The sequence below is a fragment of the Rhizobium sp. GW821-FHT14E12 genome (assembly GCF_058803745.1).
Genome location: NZ_JBXAPH010000001.1, coordinates 1,095,063 through 1,112,458, shown reverse-complemented (window position 1 = coordinate 1,112,458; position 17,396 = coordinate 1,095,063). Strand labels below are relative to the sequence as shown.

The window sequence follows — 17,396 nt, the reverse complement described above, 5'->3', positions numbered from 1 at the left end:
GATGGCTGCTACGGTTTCACTTTCGACCCCGATCGCATCGGATGCGCCGACGGAGCATCGCCAGAAGAAGGGCATGACCCGCTGGATCGTCCTAGCCGTCCTGTTCGTTTTTCTTGGCGGTACGCTGTTTCCGTTCTTCCTGGCGGCTTTCAACGCCATCAAGACCCCGACCGACTATGCGGCCAATGGTCCGCTTGCCTTCCCGCATAGCTTCGACCTGACGGCGCTCAAGAATTTCTGGAGCAATGTCGATTTCACCCGCAAGCTCTTCAACAGCGTGCTGATCAGCGGCTGCACCGCAATTCTCGCGGTGGTTCTCAGCCTCCTCAACGCCTATGCCATCGGTATCGGCCGCGTGCGGGGCGGGCGGGTGTTGCTGGTGATCCTGCTGATCTCGATCATGGCGCCGCAAGAAGCCCTGATCTATCCGCTTTACTACATGGCCAAGCAGGTGGGCCTGTTCGATTCCATGCTATCGGTGATCCTGATCATCGGCGTACTGCACACCGCCTTCGGCACCTATCTCCTGTCCTCGGTGCTGACCACCTTTCCGCGTGAGATCATCGAGGCGGCGCAGATCGACAATGCGAGCCGCTGGCAGATCCTGTGGCTGGTGATCGTACCGGTCCTGCGCCCGACGCTTGCCGTGCTTGCGACTTTCTTCTTCATCTGGACCTGGAATGAGTTCCTGATCCCGCTGGTGTTCCTGGTCTCCAACAATAATCAGACGGTTTCGGTCGCTATGGGTGTCCTCTCGGGCGCCAATACGCAGGATCCGACGGCGGTTGCCGCAGCTTCGCTGCTCGGCGTCACGCCGACGGTGATTTTCTTCCTGATTTTCCAACGCACCCTGACGCGGGGCGTTGCTGCTGGTGCTGTCAAATAGACGCATGCCGGAACGCATGCGGTCTCACGCGAGGCCGGAATACAAGACAAGAGACGGCAGGTCTGGCGAAGTTCAATTCTTCCGGAGGAGGAAAAATGGCAGGAATCAACATCAAGTCCGTCACCAAGCATTTCGGTGCGGTGCAGGTTCTCAACGACATAGATCTCACGATCGAGCCCGGTGAGTTCGTCGTGTTCCTCGGTGGCTCCGGCTGTGGGAAATCGACCTTGCTGCGGATGATCGCCGGGCTTGAGGCGATCACCAGCGGTGAGGTCTGGATCGGCGGGCGGCGGGTCGACCAGCTTCCGCCCGGCGAACGCGGCGTATCGATGGTGTTTCAATCCTATGCGCTCTATCCGCACATGACGGTGCGCGACAACATGTCGTTCGGCCTTAGAAACATCGGCACGCCGAAGGCGGAGATTGCAAAGCGTATCGACATCGCAGCCACCATATTGGAGATGCCGCATCTGCTCGACCGCAAACCGTCGGAGCTTTCGGGCGGCCAGCGGCAGCGCGTTGCCATTGGCCGCGCCATCGTGCGGGAGCCCGACGTTTTCCTGTTCGATGAGCCACTGTCCAATCTTGATGCCGGTCTGCGCAATCGTACGCGCGTGGAGCTTGCGCAATTGCATGAGCGGCTGGGTGCAACGATGGTCTTCGTCACCCACGACCAGATCGAGGCGATGACGCTTGCCGACCGGATCGTGCTTTTGAACAACAAGAAGATCGAGCAGGTGGCGACGCCGGTGGAGATCTATACGCGGCCGGCGACGCGCTATGTCGCCCAGTTCATCGGCTCGCCCGGAATGAACTTCGTCAACGTGGCCGGTGTCAGCGATGCCGGGGGCTTTGCGACGGCGACCTTGCCCGATGGTTCGGCCATCAGGACGGCGGTTCCGCTGAACGGCATGGCGCGCTCGGAACTGACGCTCGGCATCCGGCCGGAATATCTGGTGGCGACGACGGCGGACAAGGGCGACATCGCCGGAACGGTCGAGACGGTGGAACGGTTGGGCGATCGGTCGCTCGTGCATGTCCGTCTGAAGGATGGCTCGAAGATCATCGGCACCGATCCGGGAATGACGACCATTACCAGCGGCGCGCCGATCGCCTTTGCCGTCGATGGAGCAAAGCTGACCATTTTCGACCAGAACGATGTAGCCCATCACGCCGCACATTGACGAAACCGTCCAATTGGTATGTTATGCCGATATGTCTACAGCGCACCACAGAAAGAAACAGCCTTTGCTCGTCCGCCAGCAGTTGCTGGAGGTGGCGGCGCGGCTGGTGTCGGAGAAGGGCATGACGGCGGTGACGCTGGATGCCGTATCGGGCGCTTCCGGCGTCAGCAAAGGCGGATTGCTGCATCATTTCCCCAACAAGAATACGCTGCTGGAGGCCCTGTTCGACAGTCTGATCGAGCGGCTGGACCGGGCGATCGAGGAGGAGATGCGGGCCGATCCGCTGCCGCACGGGCGCTTTACCCGCGGCTATCTTCGCGCCTGCCTGGCGCTGCGCGACCGGCCGGAGGAAACGCAGGATTGGGCGCAGGTGACGATGGTGCTGCTCAGCGAGCCGCCATTGCGGCAGCGCTGGCGCGACTGGGTGCGCGAACGCAGCGAGGAATATGTCGGCACGGACTCCTCCGTGGATGCGGCGATCGTGCGGCTGGCGACCGATGGGCTCTGGCTCGCCGATCTGCTCGACAGCCATGCGATGGACGAGAGCGCCCGCGAGAAACTGGTCGAGCGGCTGATCGAGCTCACGCAACTCTAATGGATATCGAGAGGGTTTGATGACGAACGCATCCGTCTATGCAGTGCTGATGGTGGCGATCGTGCTGGAGGTGATGGGCACGACGGCATTGCAGATGTCGCAGCAGTTCACCCGGCTCGGCCCCTCGATCGTGCTCGTGCTGTGCTATGCCGCGTCCTTTTATTGCCTGTCGGTGACCCTGCGGGTGATCCCGGTCGGCATTGCCTACGCCATCTGGAGCGGGCTCGGCATCGTGCTGATCTCCACCGTCGGGCTGGTGTTTTTCCGCCAGAAACTCGATCTGGCGGCGATCATCGGCCTCGGTCTGATTATCGCCGGCGTCATCGTCGTCAACCTGTTTTCAAAATCCGTGTCGCACTGAAAAGACAGGTGTTTCGCATGGTAATTTTTGCCTTTGTCAAATCGCTTCGGACGCATTATCTCTTGCGCTGGAAGGGCTGATGGAGGTCTAAAAGCGGCGCTTTCCCAAAGCGCTTTGGATCGTATAATCCGTTCAATCTCAATGGTTTTAGAGGAGTGCCGTAATGACTATTCGTGCCGTCGTCTGGGGCGAGAACATTCATGAGCAGACAAACAAGGTCGTCGCCGAAATCTATCCGGAAGGCATGCATACGACGATCGCAAAGGCGCTGAATGCCGATGCCGGCATTGAAGCAACCACTGCAACGTTGCAGGAGCCGGAACACGGCCTGAGCGAAGCCCGGCTGAAGGACACCGATGTGCTGCTCTGGTGGGGCCACAAGGATCACGGCGCGGTAAATGACGAGATCGTCGAGCGCGTCGCCAAGCGCGTATGGGAAGGCATGGGGCTTATCGTGCTGCATTCCGGCCATTTCTCGAAGATCTTCAAGCGGCTGATGGGCACGCCCTGCGCGCTGAAATGGCGCGAGGCGGGTGAACGCGAGCGCCTTTGGGTCATCAACCCGCGCCATCCGATCGCCGCCGGCCTCGGCGAGCACTTCGAGCTGGAAAACGAAGAGATGTACGGCGAGCAGTTCTCCGTTCCCGAACCGCTGGAAACGGTGTTCATCTCCTGGTTCCAGGGTGGTGAAGTCTTCCGTTCCGGCATGACCTGGCGCCGCGGTGCCGGCAATATCTTCTATTTCCGCCCCGGTCATGAGACCTATCCGACCTACCACAACGACACCGTGCATAAGGTGCTGATCAATTCCGTCAAATGGGCTCACAATCCGCTCGGCACACAGGCGAGCATCCATGATGCGCCGAATGTGCCGGTCGAGAAGGCGTTGGAGCCGATCGTCGAACGTGGTCCGAAACTCCACCAGGCCGGCGAAGCCGGTTATCGCTGAGGTATAAAATGCGTCTCATAATTGTTGGCACGGGCGGCATGGCGAAAAACCAGGCCGAACACTTCGTCCGTATCCCAGGCGTCGAGATTGTCGGCGCCGTCGACACCGATGCGACGAGGCTCGCCGCTTTCGCCGATACGTTCGATATCAAGAACCGCTTCTCGTCGCTGGACGAGGCGCTGGCCTGGGGCGAGTTCGACGCGGCGACCAACGTCACGCCGGACAAGGCCCACCACCCGACGACCTTGCCGCTGCTGGCCGCCGGCAAGCATGTTCTCTGCGAGAAACCGCTGGCGGAGAACTACGACAAGGCGCTGGAGATGACAGAGGCGGCCGAACGCGCCGGTGTCATCAACATGGTCAACTTGACCTATCGCAATGTCGCGCAGCTGCAGAAGGCGCGCGAGATGGTGATCTCGGGTGAGATCGGCACAGTGAAGCATGTGGAGGCTTCCTATCTGCAGAGCTGGCTCGTTTCCAGGGCCTGGGGCGATTGGCGCAGCGAGTCCAAGTGGCTATGGCGGCTGTCGACCGGTCACGGCTCCAACGGCGTACTCGGCGATATCGGCATTCATATCCTCGATTTTGCCGCCTATGGCGCGGCGACCGATATCGATCATGTCTTCGCCCGGCTGAAGACCTTCAACAAGGCGCCGGATGAGCGCATCGGCGAATACACGCTCGACGCCAACGACAGCTTCTCCATGTCGGTCGATTTCGCCAATGGCGCGCTCGGCGTCGTGCATGCAAGCCGCTGGGCAACGGGGCATCTGAACGAGCTGAAGCTGCGCATCTATGGCGAGCGCGGTGGCCTGGAGGTCAACCATAGCCCCAACGGTTCGGAATTGCGCGGTTGCCTTGGCGACGATACGGAAACGGCGACGTGGAAGGTCATCGAGGTGCCGCCGGTGCCGACCAACTACCAGCGTTTCGCCGAGGCAGTGATGACCGGCAGCAACCAGGATCCGAGCTTCCGTCATGCGGCCAATTTGCAGCGTGTGCTGGATCTTGCCATGGTCACGGAAACGGAGCGGCGCGAACTGAAGGTTTGATGCTGTCTCTGCTCTATCTCCGACATTTAAGCGGCCGCCTTCGGGCGGCCGTTTCATTGAGGTCTGCCCGTATTATCGCAATTGCTTGACGGGATAGGGAGGCAGGCGCAGCATCACTTCCGTGATGCTCTCGATACGAGGTCATGGGAGGAGGGGGCATGTCTACCGAGGAAAAGGTTGCGAGCCACTATACGCATGGCTCTCTGGAGGAGACGATCCTTGCGGGGCTCACCGCCAGCGGCAAGGATATTGATGATCTCAGCATCGATGATCTCGCCGGTATTGATGAATTCCATCTCGGGCGGCGCGAGGCCACGCGGGAATTTACCCGGAATCTCGACCTGGTCGACGGTATGCGGCTCGTTGACATCGGATCGGGGCTCGGTGGGCCGGCACGCTATATCGCCAGCACCTATGGCTGTATCGTTACCGGTGTCGATCTCACCGATGAATTCGTCAAGGTCGCGAATGTTCTGACCGAGCGTTGCGATATGGCCGCGCAAGTGTCGTTCCGGCAGGCGAGCGCGCTGTCGCTCCCCTTCGCCGACGAAAGCTTCGACCGCGCAACACTTATCCATGTCGGCATGAACATCGAGGACAAGGCAAAGCTGTTTGCCGAGGCGCGGCGCGTGCTGAAGCCCGGCGGCCGCTTCGGTCTCTATGAAATCATGCAGATGCGTGACGGTGCGCTGCCCTATCCGATGCCCTGGGCAATGACGCCGGAGACGAGCTTCGTTTGCACTCCCGAAACCTATCGCCGGCTGCTTGAGGAGGCCGGTTTCACGGTGGAGTCCGAGCAGGATCGCAGCGCGCTGGCAATTCGGTTGGCGCAGGAGATGCGTGCCAGTGCCGCAAGCGGCGGCGGGCAGGGACCGGGTCTCGGCGCGCTGATGGGGCCAAGGGCGGTAGAGCGCGTAGGCAATGTCGGCATGTCGGTCGGCGGCGGCCTGATCGCGCCGATCGAAATGATTGCCAAAGCGGTTTAAGAGGTGACCACATTCCTGGTGCTTTCGCATGGAGTGCCGCTCGCAGAAAAAGCTAGTAGGAAGCTAAGCCCATATTGATGTTCCTTTAGAATTCAGTAAGGCTCGACCTCTTGAGGGGTAACAGTCATGGACGTTCGCTACCAAGTTTTTATTAGCTCCACATTCTACGACTTAAAGAACGAAAGGAGCGCAGTCTTCCAGACCCTGATGGAGATGGATTGCATTCCGGCCGGGATGGAGCTCTTTCCGGCGATGGATGAAGAGCAGTTCAAATTTATTCAGAGGATTATTGACGATAGCGACTACTATATTCTGATTATTGGTGGGCGATATGGCTCGGTCTCACCGGATGGAATTAGCTACACGGAAATGGAGTACGATTACGCCGTCGACCGTGGATTGAAGGTTTTGGCATTTATCCATCAGGAGCCGGGCGAGATACCTTCAAAGTTCATTGATAGCAGCCCGGATTTGCAAGCGAAGCTCGCTGCATTTCGTGAAAAAGTCAAAAACGGACGTCTGGTGCGATTTTGGAAGGATGGCGCAGACCTTCCAGGTTTGGTCGCTCTAAGCTTGAACAAGACCATAAAAACTTATCCGGCCACAGGACGGGTAAGGGCAGATAAGATCGCAACCGAGGTTGCTGTTCAAGAGCAGAACGCTCTGTTGAAACAGATCGAAAGTCTGAAGGAGGAGCTTAAGGTCACGCAAAGACCCAAGTTCGAAAATCGAGATATCGCTGATATCGACGACGAAGTAACTGTGTCTTTTAGTTGGCATACAGGAGGTCAATACAGTCGCACCGAGCACGGCCATATCAAGCTTACCTGGCGGCAGCTTTTTGTCAGAATCGCGCCAGAGCTGCACAGACACCCGAGTGACGGCGCAGTCAATTATACGTTGGGTGAGACTGTACTCCGAATATCGTCCCCAACCCACAAACAGACGGTTTCCGTAGAGCCTGAAAACTTCAAGCTCATTCGAACTCATCTTCAGGCCTTGGGGCTAGTAATTGTTAGTTATCTGCCAACGGTCAAAGGCGAAATGGGGCTGTTCTGGAGTCTCACAGACTTCGGCCACGCGATGCTGCTCAATTGGGGCGCGGCTAAACGAAAGAGTGGGGATGCAGCTATCCCCACCGACCGAGATGTATAGTCTCGGCAGGGTTTTGCCATTGAAATCCAGTAGGAAATTCCAGGCGAAAAGTAAGCAATTTCGGTGATGGTGCTTTTGCCCCACAGTCCGCTAACATAGCGCTTTCTTTATGCAATGGCGGTGCGGATTGACAGGGGCGCTCTCCTGTCTGTATGGAGAATCCAACGGTAATGGATTTCTGCCGGGCCATGGTGGCCGAACCGCTGCTCTGAATTTTCAGGGAAGCTGATGACTCCTACTCAACGTGCCCAGCGGGGCGAAGGAGTAGAGTCGTGTCCGCAATCCTGCTGTTACCCCAGTTTTGTTTTATGATCATTGCCCCCGTCAGGCCCTCAACCGGTCTTCCGGGAGGGACGAATTGATGTCCGTATCCGAGTTTTTTCATCATCGTTTTCAACAATTGCGCAGCATATTCAAATGGATCTTCCTAGTGGTGCCGATGGCGGCCGTGGTCGGTTCGCTTTGCGCACTGTTTCTCTGGAGCCTCGATCGGGCGACGGCGGCGCGCTTCGACTATCCCTGGCTGATCTTCCTGATGCCGGTCGCAGGTTTCCTGATGGTGCTGGCCTATCAGCGTTTTGGTCGGGGAGCCGAGGGTGGCAATAATCTGATCGTCGAGCAGATCCATGAGCCGGGCGGTGGCGTGCCGCTGCGCATGGCGCCGTTCATTCTGGTCTCGACCGTTCTGACGCATCTGGTCGGCGGTTCGGCGGGGCGGGAGGGAACGGCGGTGCAGCTCGGCGGCAGTATCGCCAGCGCTTTCGCCAAGCTTTTCAAGCTGAGCCACGCCGAAGTCCGCATCCTGCTGATGGCCGGCATCGCCGCCGGCTTCGGTGCTGTTTTCGGCACGCCGATTGCCGGGGCAGTGTTTGCTCTCGAAGTGCTGACGATCGGGCGCATGCAATATGAAGCGTTGATCCCCAGCCTCGTGGCGGCGATCGCGGCCGACTGGACGTGCCATGCCTGGGGGATCGAGCACATCCAGTACCATATCGCCTATCTCGCCGGCACACCGGCCAGTACCTTCCATCTCGATGCGCTGTTGCTTTTGAAGGTCGGCATCGCGGGGGTACTTTTCGGGCTGATGGCTCGCTGCTTTAGCGAGATTTCTCACCGGATGTCGGCCGCCTTCAAGAAGGTCTGCGCCTATGCGCCGCTCCGGCCAGTGATTGCCAGCGCCGTGCTGATCGGCCTCGTCTATGCGCTTGGCACCCGCGAATATCTCGGCCTCGGCGTCTGGTCGCCCAATCCTGGCGATGCCACGATCGTGGGCTTCTTCGATCCGGCGCGCGTCGATTATTGGAGCTGGTTCTGGAAGGCGATATTTACCATCGTGACGCTGAGTTCCGGCTTCAAGGGCGGCGAGGTGACGCCGCTGTTCTTCATCGGCGCCGCCCTCGGCAATGCCATCGCCGCCGTTCTCGGCGCGCCTGTCGATCTCTTTGCGGCACTCGGCTTCGTCGCGGTTTTCGCGGGCGCCACCAATACACCGCTCGCCTGCATGATCATGGGCATCGAGCTCTTCGGCGCGACGCATACGGTCTATCTCGCCGTCGCCTGCTTCCTCGCCTATATCTGCAGCGGCCATACCAGCATCTATTTGTCGCAGCGTATCGGCACCGCAAAGAGTGCCGCCGACGGCGGCATTTCGTCGGGTTTGTCGATCCGCTCGCTGCTGAACACCAGGACGAAGCGAGAGGAGCCGTGAGCTCGCAAAATTGTGAAAACATTGCGGAAAAAATCTTGAACTTGGCCGTATTTCCGCCGGTTCCGGGGCAGATATCCCCGGAAAACAGACGTTGAAAAACGCGCATAACAAAGCACCGCTCTCACGAACGGACGCTCTTGCGAAATTCGACTAATGAACTCATATAATCGCTTATTATGATCATTGCATAACAGAGGAGTCGGGCGCAGATCGTGGATCGGCCAGGCAAATGCAGACATTGCTGGACCTGTTGCCGCTCCAAGATTCCCACTCAGATTCCCCTGGGACAAGATTTCCTCCTCCCAAATAACCCCTACGCAGACAGACATGACGGAGAGCACTTTGAGCGCACCAGCTCCCACAACCACCGAGCCGAATGCTCCGGAACAAACCTTTGGTACAACCGGCATTGCGCCGATGGATCGCCCAAGCGCGGTGACACGCTTCTTTATGGGCGTTGTCGCCTGGGCCGAAAGCCTTAACCTGAAATACGCCAAGCTCGGCAATCCGCCGGTCTATGACAATGCCACCTTCCCCTGGGCAGCCGAGATCGAGAAGGATTATCCCGCGATCCGCGCCGAGCTGGAGAAGGTGCTGCTGCGCCAGAGCGAGCTGCCGACCTTCCAGGATATTTCCACCGATGTGAAGACGATTTCGACCGATAATCGCTGGAAGACCTTCTTCCTTCTCGGCTTCGGCGTAAAGTCGGAGCAGAACATCAAGGCCTGCCCGAACACCTGGGCGGCGGTGCAGAAGATCCCGGGGCTGACCACGGCGATGTTCTCGATCTTCGAGCCCGGCAAGCACTTGCCGGCCCATCGCGGCCCCTATAACGGCGTACTGCGCCTGCATGTCGGCCTGATCGTGCCGGAACCGAAGGACCAGCTCGCCATCCGCGTCGACAAGCAGATCTGCCACTGGGAAGAAGGCAAGGCGCTGATCTTCGACGACGCCTATGAGCACGAGGCCTGGAACCACACGGACAAGACCCGCGTCGTCCTCTTCGTCGATTTCGTCAAACCGCTGAAATTCCCGGCCCGCATCGTAAACTGGGCTTTGATGAATCTGGCGATCTTCACGCCGTTCATCAAAGAGGGCCTCGACAATCACAAGGAATGGGAAAAGAAGTTCTATGCCCAAGCCGAGGCGCTGAGAAATCGCCCCAAGGCATAATCCAGGCCGGCTTGTGGACTTTACGAAAACCCCGGAATCCGCTGTGGATTCCGGGGTTTTGTTTTTTATCGATGCGAAGAGCCGTTTGCGGCTATTTGATCGTGCGTACGATGGCCGCGCCCGAGGTCATGCCGCCGCCGAAGGCGACGAGGCCGAGGTTGAGTGGCTCGGAGCGTTCCTTGGCGACATGCATCATGGCGAGCGGGATGCTCGACGAGCTGGTGTTGCCGTAGTTCTCGATGACGCTCAGCGCCGGGCGACCGCTGCGCTTGGCGATGGTGTCGATGATGCGCTGGTTGGCCTGGTGAGGCACCAGAAGGTCGAGATTGGCGAGCTCCAATCCGGCATCGACGCAGGCATCCTCGATCGAGCGCGACATGGAATGAACGGCTTCAGTGAAGACCGAGCGCCCGTTCATGGAAATGACGCCCTTGTCCGGCAGCGGTACATAGAGAAGATCGCCCGGTTCCGGACGGCCGCTGATGACCGGGCGGCTGGCTGCAAACAGCGGATTGCGCGCCATGTCGCGGCTGGTCACCAGGCAGGCGGTGGCCGCATCGCCGAACAGGATGGCGGTGGAGAAATCGCTCATGTCGAGCAGCGGCGACAGCACTTCCGAGGTAACGATCAGCACCTTGGCGTCGTTCTGCTGGGCAATGAAATCGTAAGCCTGCTGCAGGGCGTAGAGATAGCCGGAGCAGGCGGCACCCATGTCGTAGGCGGCGAGTGACGGCCGCACGCCGTCTTCCGCAACGGCAACCGAAACGCGGCTTGCGAGCGACGGCGTGGAGATATCGGGCGTGCCAGTGGCGGCGATGACGAGATCCATGTCATGGATCGTCGTGTTGGTCTGGTGCAGAAGGTCGCGAACGGCCTTGGTCGCAAGGCTCAGCGTGCTTTCGCCGGGGCCGACCCAGTAGCGGCTCTTGATGCCGGTCAGCGCGAAGATTTCCTCGGCGCGCCGGCTCGGCCAGTTATGGATGATCTCTTCATTCGTGACCCGGCGGGCGCCGGTCGCAAAGCCCATGCCGCTGACGGCGATTTCCGTGAAGTTGCCGGAATGGCGGCGAAGCGCCGGAATGGCATGCGACTTCAGGCGGCGCAGCACGAACTTGTTCTGAACTTCAGAGGCAAGCGCGAAATTGCGTTCGCTGAGATCGCGGTCGGCGTCGACGGTCAGAAGCGGGCTGTCGGTGGCAATCTGGTCGCCGATCTTGACGAAGACTTCCTGCACGACACCGCCGATATTGGCGCAGATCTCAACCGAAGCCTTGGTGGCCTCGACCACGGCAACGAGCTGGCCGACCTCGATCGTATCGCCCGGCTTGACCAGAAGATCGGTCACCAGCACGTTTTCGTCGGCGGGGCCGGAGCCGATCGCCTTGATGGCGGCCGTCGGGCCAGACTTGTCCTCTTCATGCCAGGTGACCTCGCATTCGAGGACCTCGGCCATCAGATCGACCAGCTTGCTGTAGGACGGCAGCGTTTCGAGCTGGTTGCCGAAATTGAAGGGGACATGCGAGTCCGAGCGGGCGAGACGGCGGACGACCACGGGCACGTCGGTCTTCTCGGTGACGGTGGCGACGATTTCGGCGCCCATGCCGACCGTTCGATTGTCTTCATGCACAACGATCAGGCGCTTGGTGCGCTTGGCGCTGGCGAGCACTTCCTTCTCATCCCATGGCGAGATCGAGCGCAGGTCGATGACCTCAACCGAAAATCCCTGGGTCTCGAAGGCGCTTGCCGCCTTGGCGCAGAGCGACACCGTGTTGCCATAGGTGACCAGCGTCAGGTCACGGCCGCGGGCGACATAGCGCGACAGGCCGGGACGGACGAAATGCTGGTCGACATCGACGGAGGTGCGGCCGTCGGAATTGTTGAGCACAGCCTTCGGATAAAGGAAGACGGTCGGGCGTCTGGATTCGAAAGCAGCATTGAGCAGGCCGGCAGCATCGCCCGCCGTGGAGGGCATGACGACGTCGATGCCGGGCGTGTGCGCCAGCATGCTCTCGAAGCTTTGCGCGTGGAACGGTCCGAGACCGGGCTTGTAGCCGCCGCAGCTCACCATCAGGATGACGGGCGATTCCCAGGCGCCATTGCTGCGCCAGAACATGCTGCCCATTTCCGAGACGATCTGGTTATAGGCGAGCGGCAGAAAATCGGCGAATTGCAGGAAGGCAACCGGGCGCTGACCGGCGAGCGCCCGGCCGACGGCGGTGCCGACAATGGTCGATTCGCTCAGCGCCGCATTGTAGACGCGCTCGGGATATTTCGTGCTGAGGCCGCGCGTGACGCCGAAGACGTCGCCCTTGGGGTCCTCGATATCCTGACCGAAGAGGACGACATCCGGATTGTTGGCCAGCTGCTTGTCGAGCACGCCATTCAATGCCTCGCGCATCGTCAGCGTCGCGGCACTGGCGCCGCCGCGATATTCGGCTGTCTTGTCGAAGGAGGCAGGGTAGGGCGCCTTTGCTTCCGGCTCGACCTTAGGCGCATCTTCCTTGCGGGCAAGGGCTGCTTCCGCCTGTACCTCGGCGGTCAGGTCTTTTTCGATCTTGTCCAGCGCGTCGTCGTCGATGCCCGCCTTCAACAGGGCAGCTCGCAAATTGATGAGAGGATCGCGGTAAGCCGCGTTCTCGATCTCATCCTGCGTGCGATAGGTCTTCTGGTCGTCGGCGTTGGTATGGTCGGTCAGCCGCTCCATGTTGATGACGACGAGGCTCGGCGTGCGGTTGTTGCGGCTATGGCGAACGGCCTTGCGGAAGGCTTCGCGGGAGGCTGTCAGATCGTCGCCTTCGGCGCGGATAATGTCCAGGCCGTAGAAGGACGGTGCGGGGCCGGTCGGCAGATCGAAAAAGGTCTGCTTTCTGGTGCGCGTCGAGATGGAGAAACTATTGTCCTCGACGACGAAGACGACGGGATATTGGCCGCGCACGGCTTCGGCCACGGCTTCGAGAAATTCGCCTTGCTGCGTGGTGCCGTCGCCAACGCAACAGATGGCGATCGGCATGCCTGCCTTATGCTTCAGCGCGGCGCTGGCGCCGACGGCATGAAGTGCATTGTTGCCGACCGGACCGACGATGGACGTGATGTTGAGAGCGCGGGAGGAAAGATGCGCGCTCATCTGGCGGCCGGCGGAATGGGAGTTGCCCGTGGCGAGAAGGCTGGAGAAAAACTCACGAATGGGCATGCCGCGCGCCAGCATCAGGGCCTTGTCGCGATAGTGCAGATGCAGCCAATCGTCGTCGTGAAGGAATTCATTCAGGAGCGCCGTCGACTCGTGTCCGGCGCCGGAAACATGAAAGTGTGCTATGCCTTGCTTAATGAATTCTCGTTCAAGTCTATCAATTTCACGAGATGTGAAAAATATTCTATGGAGTTGCTTGAGATGATCTGTGGTAAATCTCCCTTCCATTTCAATAGTTTTCCTAATCTTTCATGGTCAATAATTTGCGAGGGATAGGTAACCCCCTAGGGTGCCTTTTTCAATACACGTTAAATGACAATATCTTCTCGATTTGAAATAGGTTTACGTGTGTCGGCGGCACTTCGAATTGGATCGAATGGGTTCCCCGGACACAGTCTATGCGCTTTCGCGCGGCAGCGGGGCGAGGCCATTTCATCCCTGCCTGTCCCTTCGCCGCATATCCATTCGAAAATTTGACCGGTGTCGCGTGTCTTTCAGCCCGACTTGCGGATCGGCTCCTCGGCCTGCTTGCGGCGGGAGGCGGCCTTGGCGGCGGCCAGTTCTTCCTTGTCCCGGACTTCCTTCGGCTTCTTGCCGATGATCTGCTTGGCGCCTTTCTTGGAAAAGGGCTGGACGAGTTGGGCGAGGAAATTGTCGGCGACCTTGCCGGTAATGCCGATGTCGGTGGAGGAGGGGCGGGGCGGATTGTAATAGGTGCCGAGGATCTGGTCCCAGATCACCAGGTTTTCTCCATAATTGGTGTTGCCCTCGGCCAGCAGCTTGGAATGATGCCAGCGGTGCAGGCGCGGCGTCGAGAGAAACCAGTCGAGCGGACCGGTGCGGACATCGATGTTGCAATGGGTCAGAAGGCCGATAAAGGCGGTGACCGCGCCGATCCACAGGAAGACCGGCAGCGGCGCGCCGAGCAGATAGAGCGGGATCTGGCCGAGCGCGATCTTGAAAAGCGAATCGATGATATGGAAGCGTCCAGTATTGATGACCCACAGGCGTTCGACGCTGTGATGCAGGGCGTGGAAGCGCCAGAGCGACAGATATTCATGCGCAAGGCGATGTGCGAGATAGAGGCCAAATTCGGCGATGACGAGCCCGAGCACAACCTGCAGGGCCATCGGCCATTGCTCCGGCCAGATATTCGCCTTGTGGCTGAGGAACGGCTGCGCCACGGTCGCCACCGCCATCGGGAATGACGTGCCGATGGCCGCGGCGATCTGCACGCCGCCCTTGCTCAGGAGCGTATGGGCGATGTTGTTGAACGTCTCGCCATCGCTGTCCAGCCAAGTCTCTTCATAGGGCATCAGCCGCTCGAAGAGCGCGATGATCGCGACGATCGAGAAATAAGTGACATTGAACCACAGCAGATGCATGTTCGACTGAAAGGCGAAATAGGAGCCTGTCAGGCCGGCACAAAAGATGGCTGGCCACAACAGGGATGAAACAGCAGCGTAAAGGCGCGAACTGTTTTTAGACGTCATGCCATTGTCCTCGAATTGTCATCATGTGGGTTGGCGCTTGAATATGCGCGATATGTAACGCGATGATTGTGGCCGCGAAAGCGAAATCTTGAGCGGAACGGAAGCGTTTTTGTATCAATGTGTTGCTGGTGTGGGTCAAGCTGGTCGTCTTCAGTTACTCCGCCTCAAGACAAGGGTCTTTGCCGACGAAAGTCTTGGGTAGAGGCCACACTGGCCGTAATGAAAGGTGTCGTCGTTGGACATTCCTTCCAAATTTAGAATTCGTGAGACAGAGCATTGGCTGGTGAACCATCGCATGGACACGGTCCTGCCGGGCTATCTGATGGTCGGCTCCAAGGTCGGAACGAACGCGCTGTACGATCTGCCAACCGAAGCGCTTGCGTCGCTTGGGCCTCTTCTTGCCAAGGCGCAACGGGAGATCGAAACTTTGCTTCGACCCAGGCGGGTCTATATTGGTCGCTATGGTCACTCGCCCGGACATCCGTTACATTTCCATATCATACCGGTCTATGATTGGCTTGAGGCCCTGTTCTGGAAGGATGAGCGCTATCGAGTTCTCGCCTCCTTCGGCCGGCCTGCGGGGGAAGTGGGGACGGATGGTGCCGAGCTGACATTCTTTATCTGGCGGGAGTTTTGCGAGGCGCCAAAGCCGCCGCCAGTCATGGGGCCGACTGTTTCGGACGTCGTCGCGATGATGCGAAGCGCGTTTCTGACGGCTTAGCTGGGGGAGTGTCATTGCGGCTAAGTCTATCAAACGATGGGCAGGGAAGATGCAAATAAAGGAAGCCGGTCTCAAACATCAGGATGCATGGTCGCGTCTGCGCGCGGAACTCTGGCCGGATAGCTCGACGGAGGATCATCGTGCTGAACTGATGCAAATTCTCACGAAAGAAAACGCTATAGCCTTCATTGCTTGCGATCGGACGGGTCACGTGGGGTTTGCCGAGGCGACGCTCCGGTATGATTATGTCAATGGCTGCAAGACCTCTCCGGTGCTTTTCCTCGAGGGCATCTATGTGCGCCGGGAGTACAGGCGGCAGGGCGTCGCGCAATTGCTCTGTGGCGCCGTCGCCGATTGGGGACGCACTGCCGGATGCCGGGAATTTGCTTCGGATGCGCTGCTCGACAATGTCGAAAGCCATGCCTTTCACCACGCGTTGGGTTTCGAGGAAACCCAACGCGTGGTGTATTTCCGAAAGCCGCTTTAGCCGAATGTCAGCTTGCTCTTCTGCTGTCCGGCCTCGTCGAAATTCTCCGGGCTCAGCCAGCGCTCATAGCCGGCCTTCAGGCGCGGCCAGTCGGCGTCGATCATGGCGAACCAGGCGGTGTCGCGGTTTTGGCCCTTGGCGACCATATGCTGGCGGAAAATGCCTTCGAAGGTGAAGCCGAAGCGCTCGGCGGCGCGTTTGGAGGGCTCGTTGAGATTGTTGCATTTCCATTCGAAACGACGATAGCCGAGCGTGTCGAAGACGCAGGAGGCGAAGAGATAGAGCGTCTCGGTGGTGACGCGGCTGCGGGCGATTGCCGGACCCCAGAGAATGCTGCCGATCTCGATGACGCCGTGCGCGGGGTCGATACGCATCAATGCCTGCCGGCCTTCGGCCCGGCCGGTCCGCTTGTCGATCGTGGCGAAGAACAGCGGGTCGGTGCTGGCTGCGGCTTTCTCGAGCCAGGGCGCAAAGGCGGCGAGATCGGCGGGGGCGTTCTCGAACAGATAGCGGAAACGATCGTCGGCGCCGGGCGCCTGCGCCGAGGCGAAGAGATCGGCGCCATGGCGTGCGGCGTCGAGCGGTTCCAGCCGGACATAGCTGCCTTCCAGGGTAATCCGTTCCGGGCGCGGTACGCCGTTCCAATTCGTAAGGTCCATGTCGAAGTCCTTTGGTATCAAATGCGAGGGTAGTCTATCGAAGCCGGCCTGATTGTATCAGCGCCGCAAGCGGTTCGGGTAGCTCGATTCCGTCGGGCAATCCCGGTGCGGCTTCCGCCGGGGCGAGATGGCTGCGCACCGGCAAGACGCCCGCCCAGACTGGAATATCCGCCTCGTCGGGATCTCCAGGCGGGCCGTTGCGCACCTTGGCGGTCGCCTCCTCGATTTCCATCCGCAGCACGGAGGTCGCTTTCACCTCCTGGCTGGTCATCGGTCGCAGGCTGTCCCAGCGGCCGGGAAACAGGTTCTCGACGAAACGGCGCAGGGCGTCGGCCTTCGCCTCAGCGTCCTCCAGTAGGCGTGCTTTGCCGAAGACCATGGCGGAGCGGTAGTTGACCGAATGGTAGAAGGCGGAGCGGGCGAGCACGTAGCCATCCATGATGCTGCAGGTGAGGCAGACGGGCATATCCTCCGCCGCGCGCAGAAAGCGGCTGGCGGCGGAGCCGTGCCAGTAGACATGATTGCCTTCGCGCCAATGCAGCGTCGGCGTCACATAGGGCGCACCATTGATGACATAGCCGACGTGACAGAGAGGGGCGGCGTCCAGAACAGCATGGACATCCGCCTGGGCATGGCTGCCGCGATGGTGTTCGCGCCGCACGCGCGTGCGTTCGGTGGTCGGATAGTTGTCGGTGGGTGGCGGGGGGAGATCGGCCATGGTTTTCCTCGTTGGTGTCATTTTGATCTTTGCTGCCAAAGAGGTATGTTATAAACAGCCAGTTCTTATATTTTAAACAGAC

General features: G+C 59.6%; 16 protein-coding genes and 1 riboswitch. Of the genes, 12 read left to right on the top strand and 4 right to left on the bottom strand.

Annotated elements, in window-relative coordinates; genetic code table 11:
* Nucleotide 1: 1 nt before the first annotated feature.
* The 10 genes from AC1RO0_RS05415 to olsC all read left to right on the top strand — a co-directional run bounded on the left by AC1RO0_RS05415 (nt 2) and on the right by olsC (nt 10,049).
* The gene (locus AC1RO0_RS05415; protein WP_498591875.1) at nt 2–886 is read left to right on the top strand and encodes a carbohydrate ABC transporter permease; all 885 of its coding nucleotides are present in this window, start codon (nt 2–4) and stop codon (nt 884–886) included.
* A gap of 95 nt (nt 887–981) precedes the next feature.
* On the top strand, nt 982–2,070 hold the full coding sequence (locus AC1RO0_RS05410; protein WP_498591874.1) for an ABC transporter ATP-binding protein: 1,089 nt from the start codon (nt 982–984) through the stop codon (nt 2,068–2,070).
* A gap of 31 nt (nt 2,071–2,101) precedes the next feature.
* On the top strand, nt 2,102–2,665 hold the full coding sequence (locus tag AC1RO0_RS05405) for a TetR/AcrR family transcriptional regulator (RefSeq protein WP_498591873.1): 564 nt from the start codon (nt 2,102–2,104) through the stop codon (nt 2,663–2,665).
* Nucleotides 2,666–2,684: 19 nt separating this feature from the next.
* A complete protein-coding gene (locus AC1RO0_RS05400) occupies nt 2,685–3,026 on the top strand; it encodes a DMT family transporter (protein ID WP_498591872.1) in 342 nt (113 codons plus the stop codon).
* Nucleotides 3,027–3,189: 163 nt separating this feature from the next.
* Nucleotides 3,190–3,975 (top strand): ThuA domain-containing protein, encoded by a 786-nt coding sequence (locus AC1RO0_RS05395; protein ID WP_498591871.1) that lies wholly within the window; start codon nt 3,190–3,192, stop codon nt 3,973–3,975.
* 8 nt (nt 3,976–3,983) lie between these two features.
* Nucleotides 3,984–5,027, top strand: coding sequence for a Gfo/Idh/MocA family protein (locus tag AC1RO0_RS05390; protein ID WP_498591870.1), 1,044 nt, complete (start codon nt 3,984–3,986; stop codon nt 5,025–5,027).
* Between the two features lie 158 nt (nt 5,028–5,185).
* Complete coding sequence (locus AC1RO0_RS05385; RefSeq protein WP_498591869.1) at nt 5,186–6,013, top strand: class I SAM-dependent methyltransferase; 828 nt, start codon at nt 5,186–5,188, stop codon at nt 6,011–6,013.
* A gap of 126 nt (nt 6,014–6,139) precedes the next feature.
* Nucleotides 6,140–7,168, top strand: coding sequence for a DUF4062 domain-containing protein (locus tag AC1RO0_RS05380; protein WP_498591868.1), 1,029 nt, complete (start codon nt 6,140–6,142; stop codon nt 7,166–7,168).
* Between the two features lie 157 nt (nt 7,169–7,325).
* Nucleotides 7,326–7,413: riboswitch (Fluoride riboswitch) on the top strand.
* A gap of 116 nt (nt 7,414–7,529) precedes the next feature.
* Complete coding sequence (locus AC1RO0_RS05375) at nt 7,530–8,876, top strand: voltage-gated chloride channel family protein (protein WP_498591867.1); 1,347 nt, start codon at nt 7,530–7,532, stop codon at nt 8,874–8,876.
* A 327-nt stretch (nt 8,877–9,203) separates the two neighbouring features.
* Nucleotides 9,204–10,049 carry an ornithine lipid ester-linked acyl 2-hydroxylase OlsC gene (olsC, locus tag AC1RO0_RS05370; RefSeq protein ID WP_498591866.1) on the top strand — a complete coding sequence of 282 codons (846 nt, stop codon included), beginning with the start codon at nt 9,204–9,206 and terminating at the stop codon, nt 10,047–10,049.
* A gap of 91 nt (nt 10,050–10,140) precedes the next feature.
* On the opposite strand, the gene AC1RO0_RS05365 is transcribed toward olsC, so the two are convergent.
* Entirely contained in the window at nt 10,141–13,464 is a 3,324-nt protein-coding gene (locus tag AC1RO0_RS05365; protein WP_498591865.1) for a thiamine pyrophosphate-dependent enzyme, read from the bottom strand.
* 266 nt (nt 13,465–13,730) lie between these two features.
* Nucleotides 13,731–14,729 (bottom strand): ornithine lipid hydroxylase OlsE, encoded by a 999-nt coding sequence (olsE, locus tag AC1RO0_RS05360; protein ID WP_498591864.1) that lies wholly within the window; start codon nt 14,727–14,729, stop codon nt 13,731–13,733.
* A gap of 235 nt (nt 14,730–14,964) precedes the next feature.
* Between olsE and AC1RO0_RS05355 the strand changes: the two genes are divergently transcribed.
* Both AC1RO0_RS05355 and aac(6') read left to right on the top strand, forming a co-directional pair.
* Nucleotides 14,965–15,450 carry an HIT family protein gene (locus tag AC1RO0_RS05355; RefSeq protein WP_498591863.1) on the top strand — a complete coding sequence of 162 codons (486 nt, stop codon included), beginning with the start codon at nt 14,965–14,967 and terminating at the stop codon, nt 15,448–15,450.
* 49 nt (nt 15,451–15,499) lie between these two features.
* Nucleotides 15,500–15,937, top strand: a complete 438-nt coding sequence (gene aac(6') / locus AC1RO0_RS05350; protein WP_498591862.1) for an aminoglycoside 6'-N-acetyltransferase — start codon at nt 15,500–15,502, stop codon at nt 15,935–15,937.
* On the opposite strand, the gene AC1RO0_RS05345 is transcribed toward aac(6'), so the two are convergent.
* Both AC1RO0_RS05345 and AC1RO0_RS05340 read right to left on the bottom strand, forming a co-directional pair.
* Nucleotides 15,934–16,596 carry a GNAT family N-acetyltransferase gene (locus tag AC1RO0_RS05345; protein WP_498591861.1) on the bottom strand — a complete coding sequence of 221 codons (663 nt, stop codon included), beginning with the start codon at nt 16,594–16,596 and terminating at the stop codon, nt 15,934–15,936. The genes aac(6') and AC1RO0_RS05345 overlap by 4 nt on opposite strands.
* A 34-nt stretch (nt 16,597–16,630) precedes the next feature.
* Entirely contained in the window at nt 16,631–17,314 is a 684-nt protein-coding gene (locus tag AC1RO0_RS05340) for a pyridoxamine 5'-phosphate oxidase family protein (protein WP_498591860.1), read from the bottom strand.
* Nucleotides 17,315–17,396 lie beyond the last annotated feature (82 nt).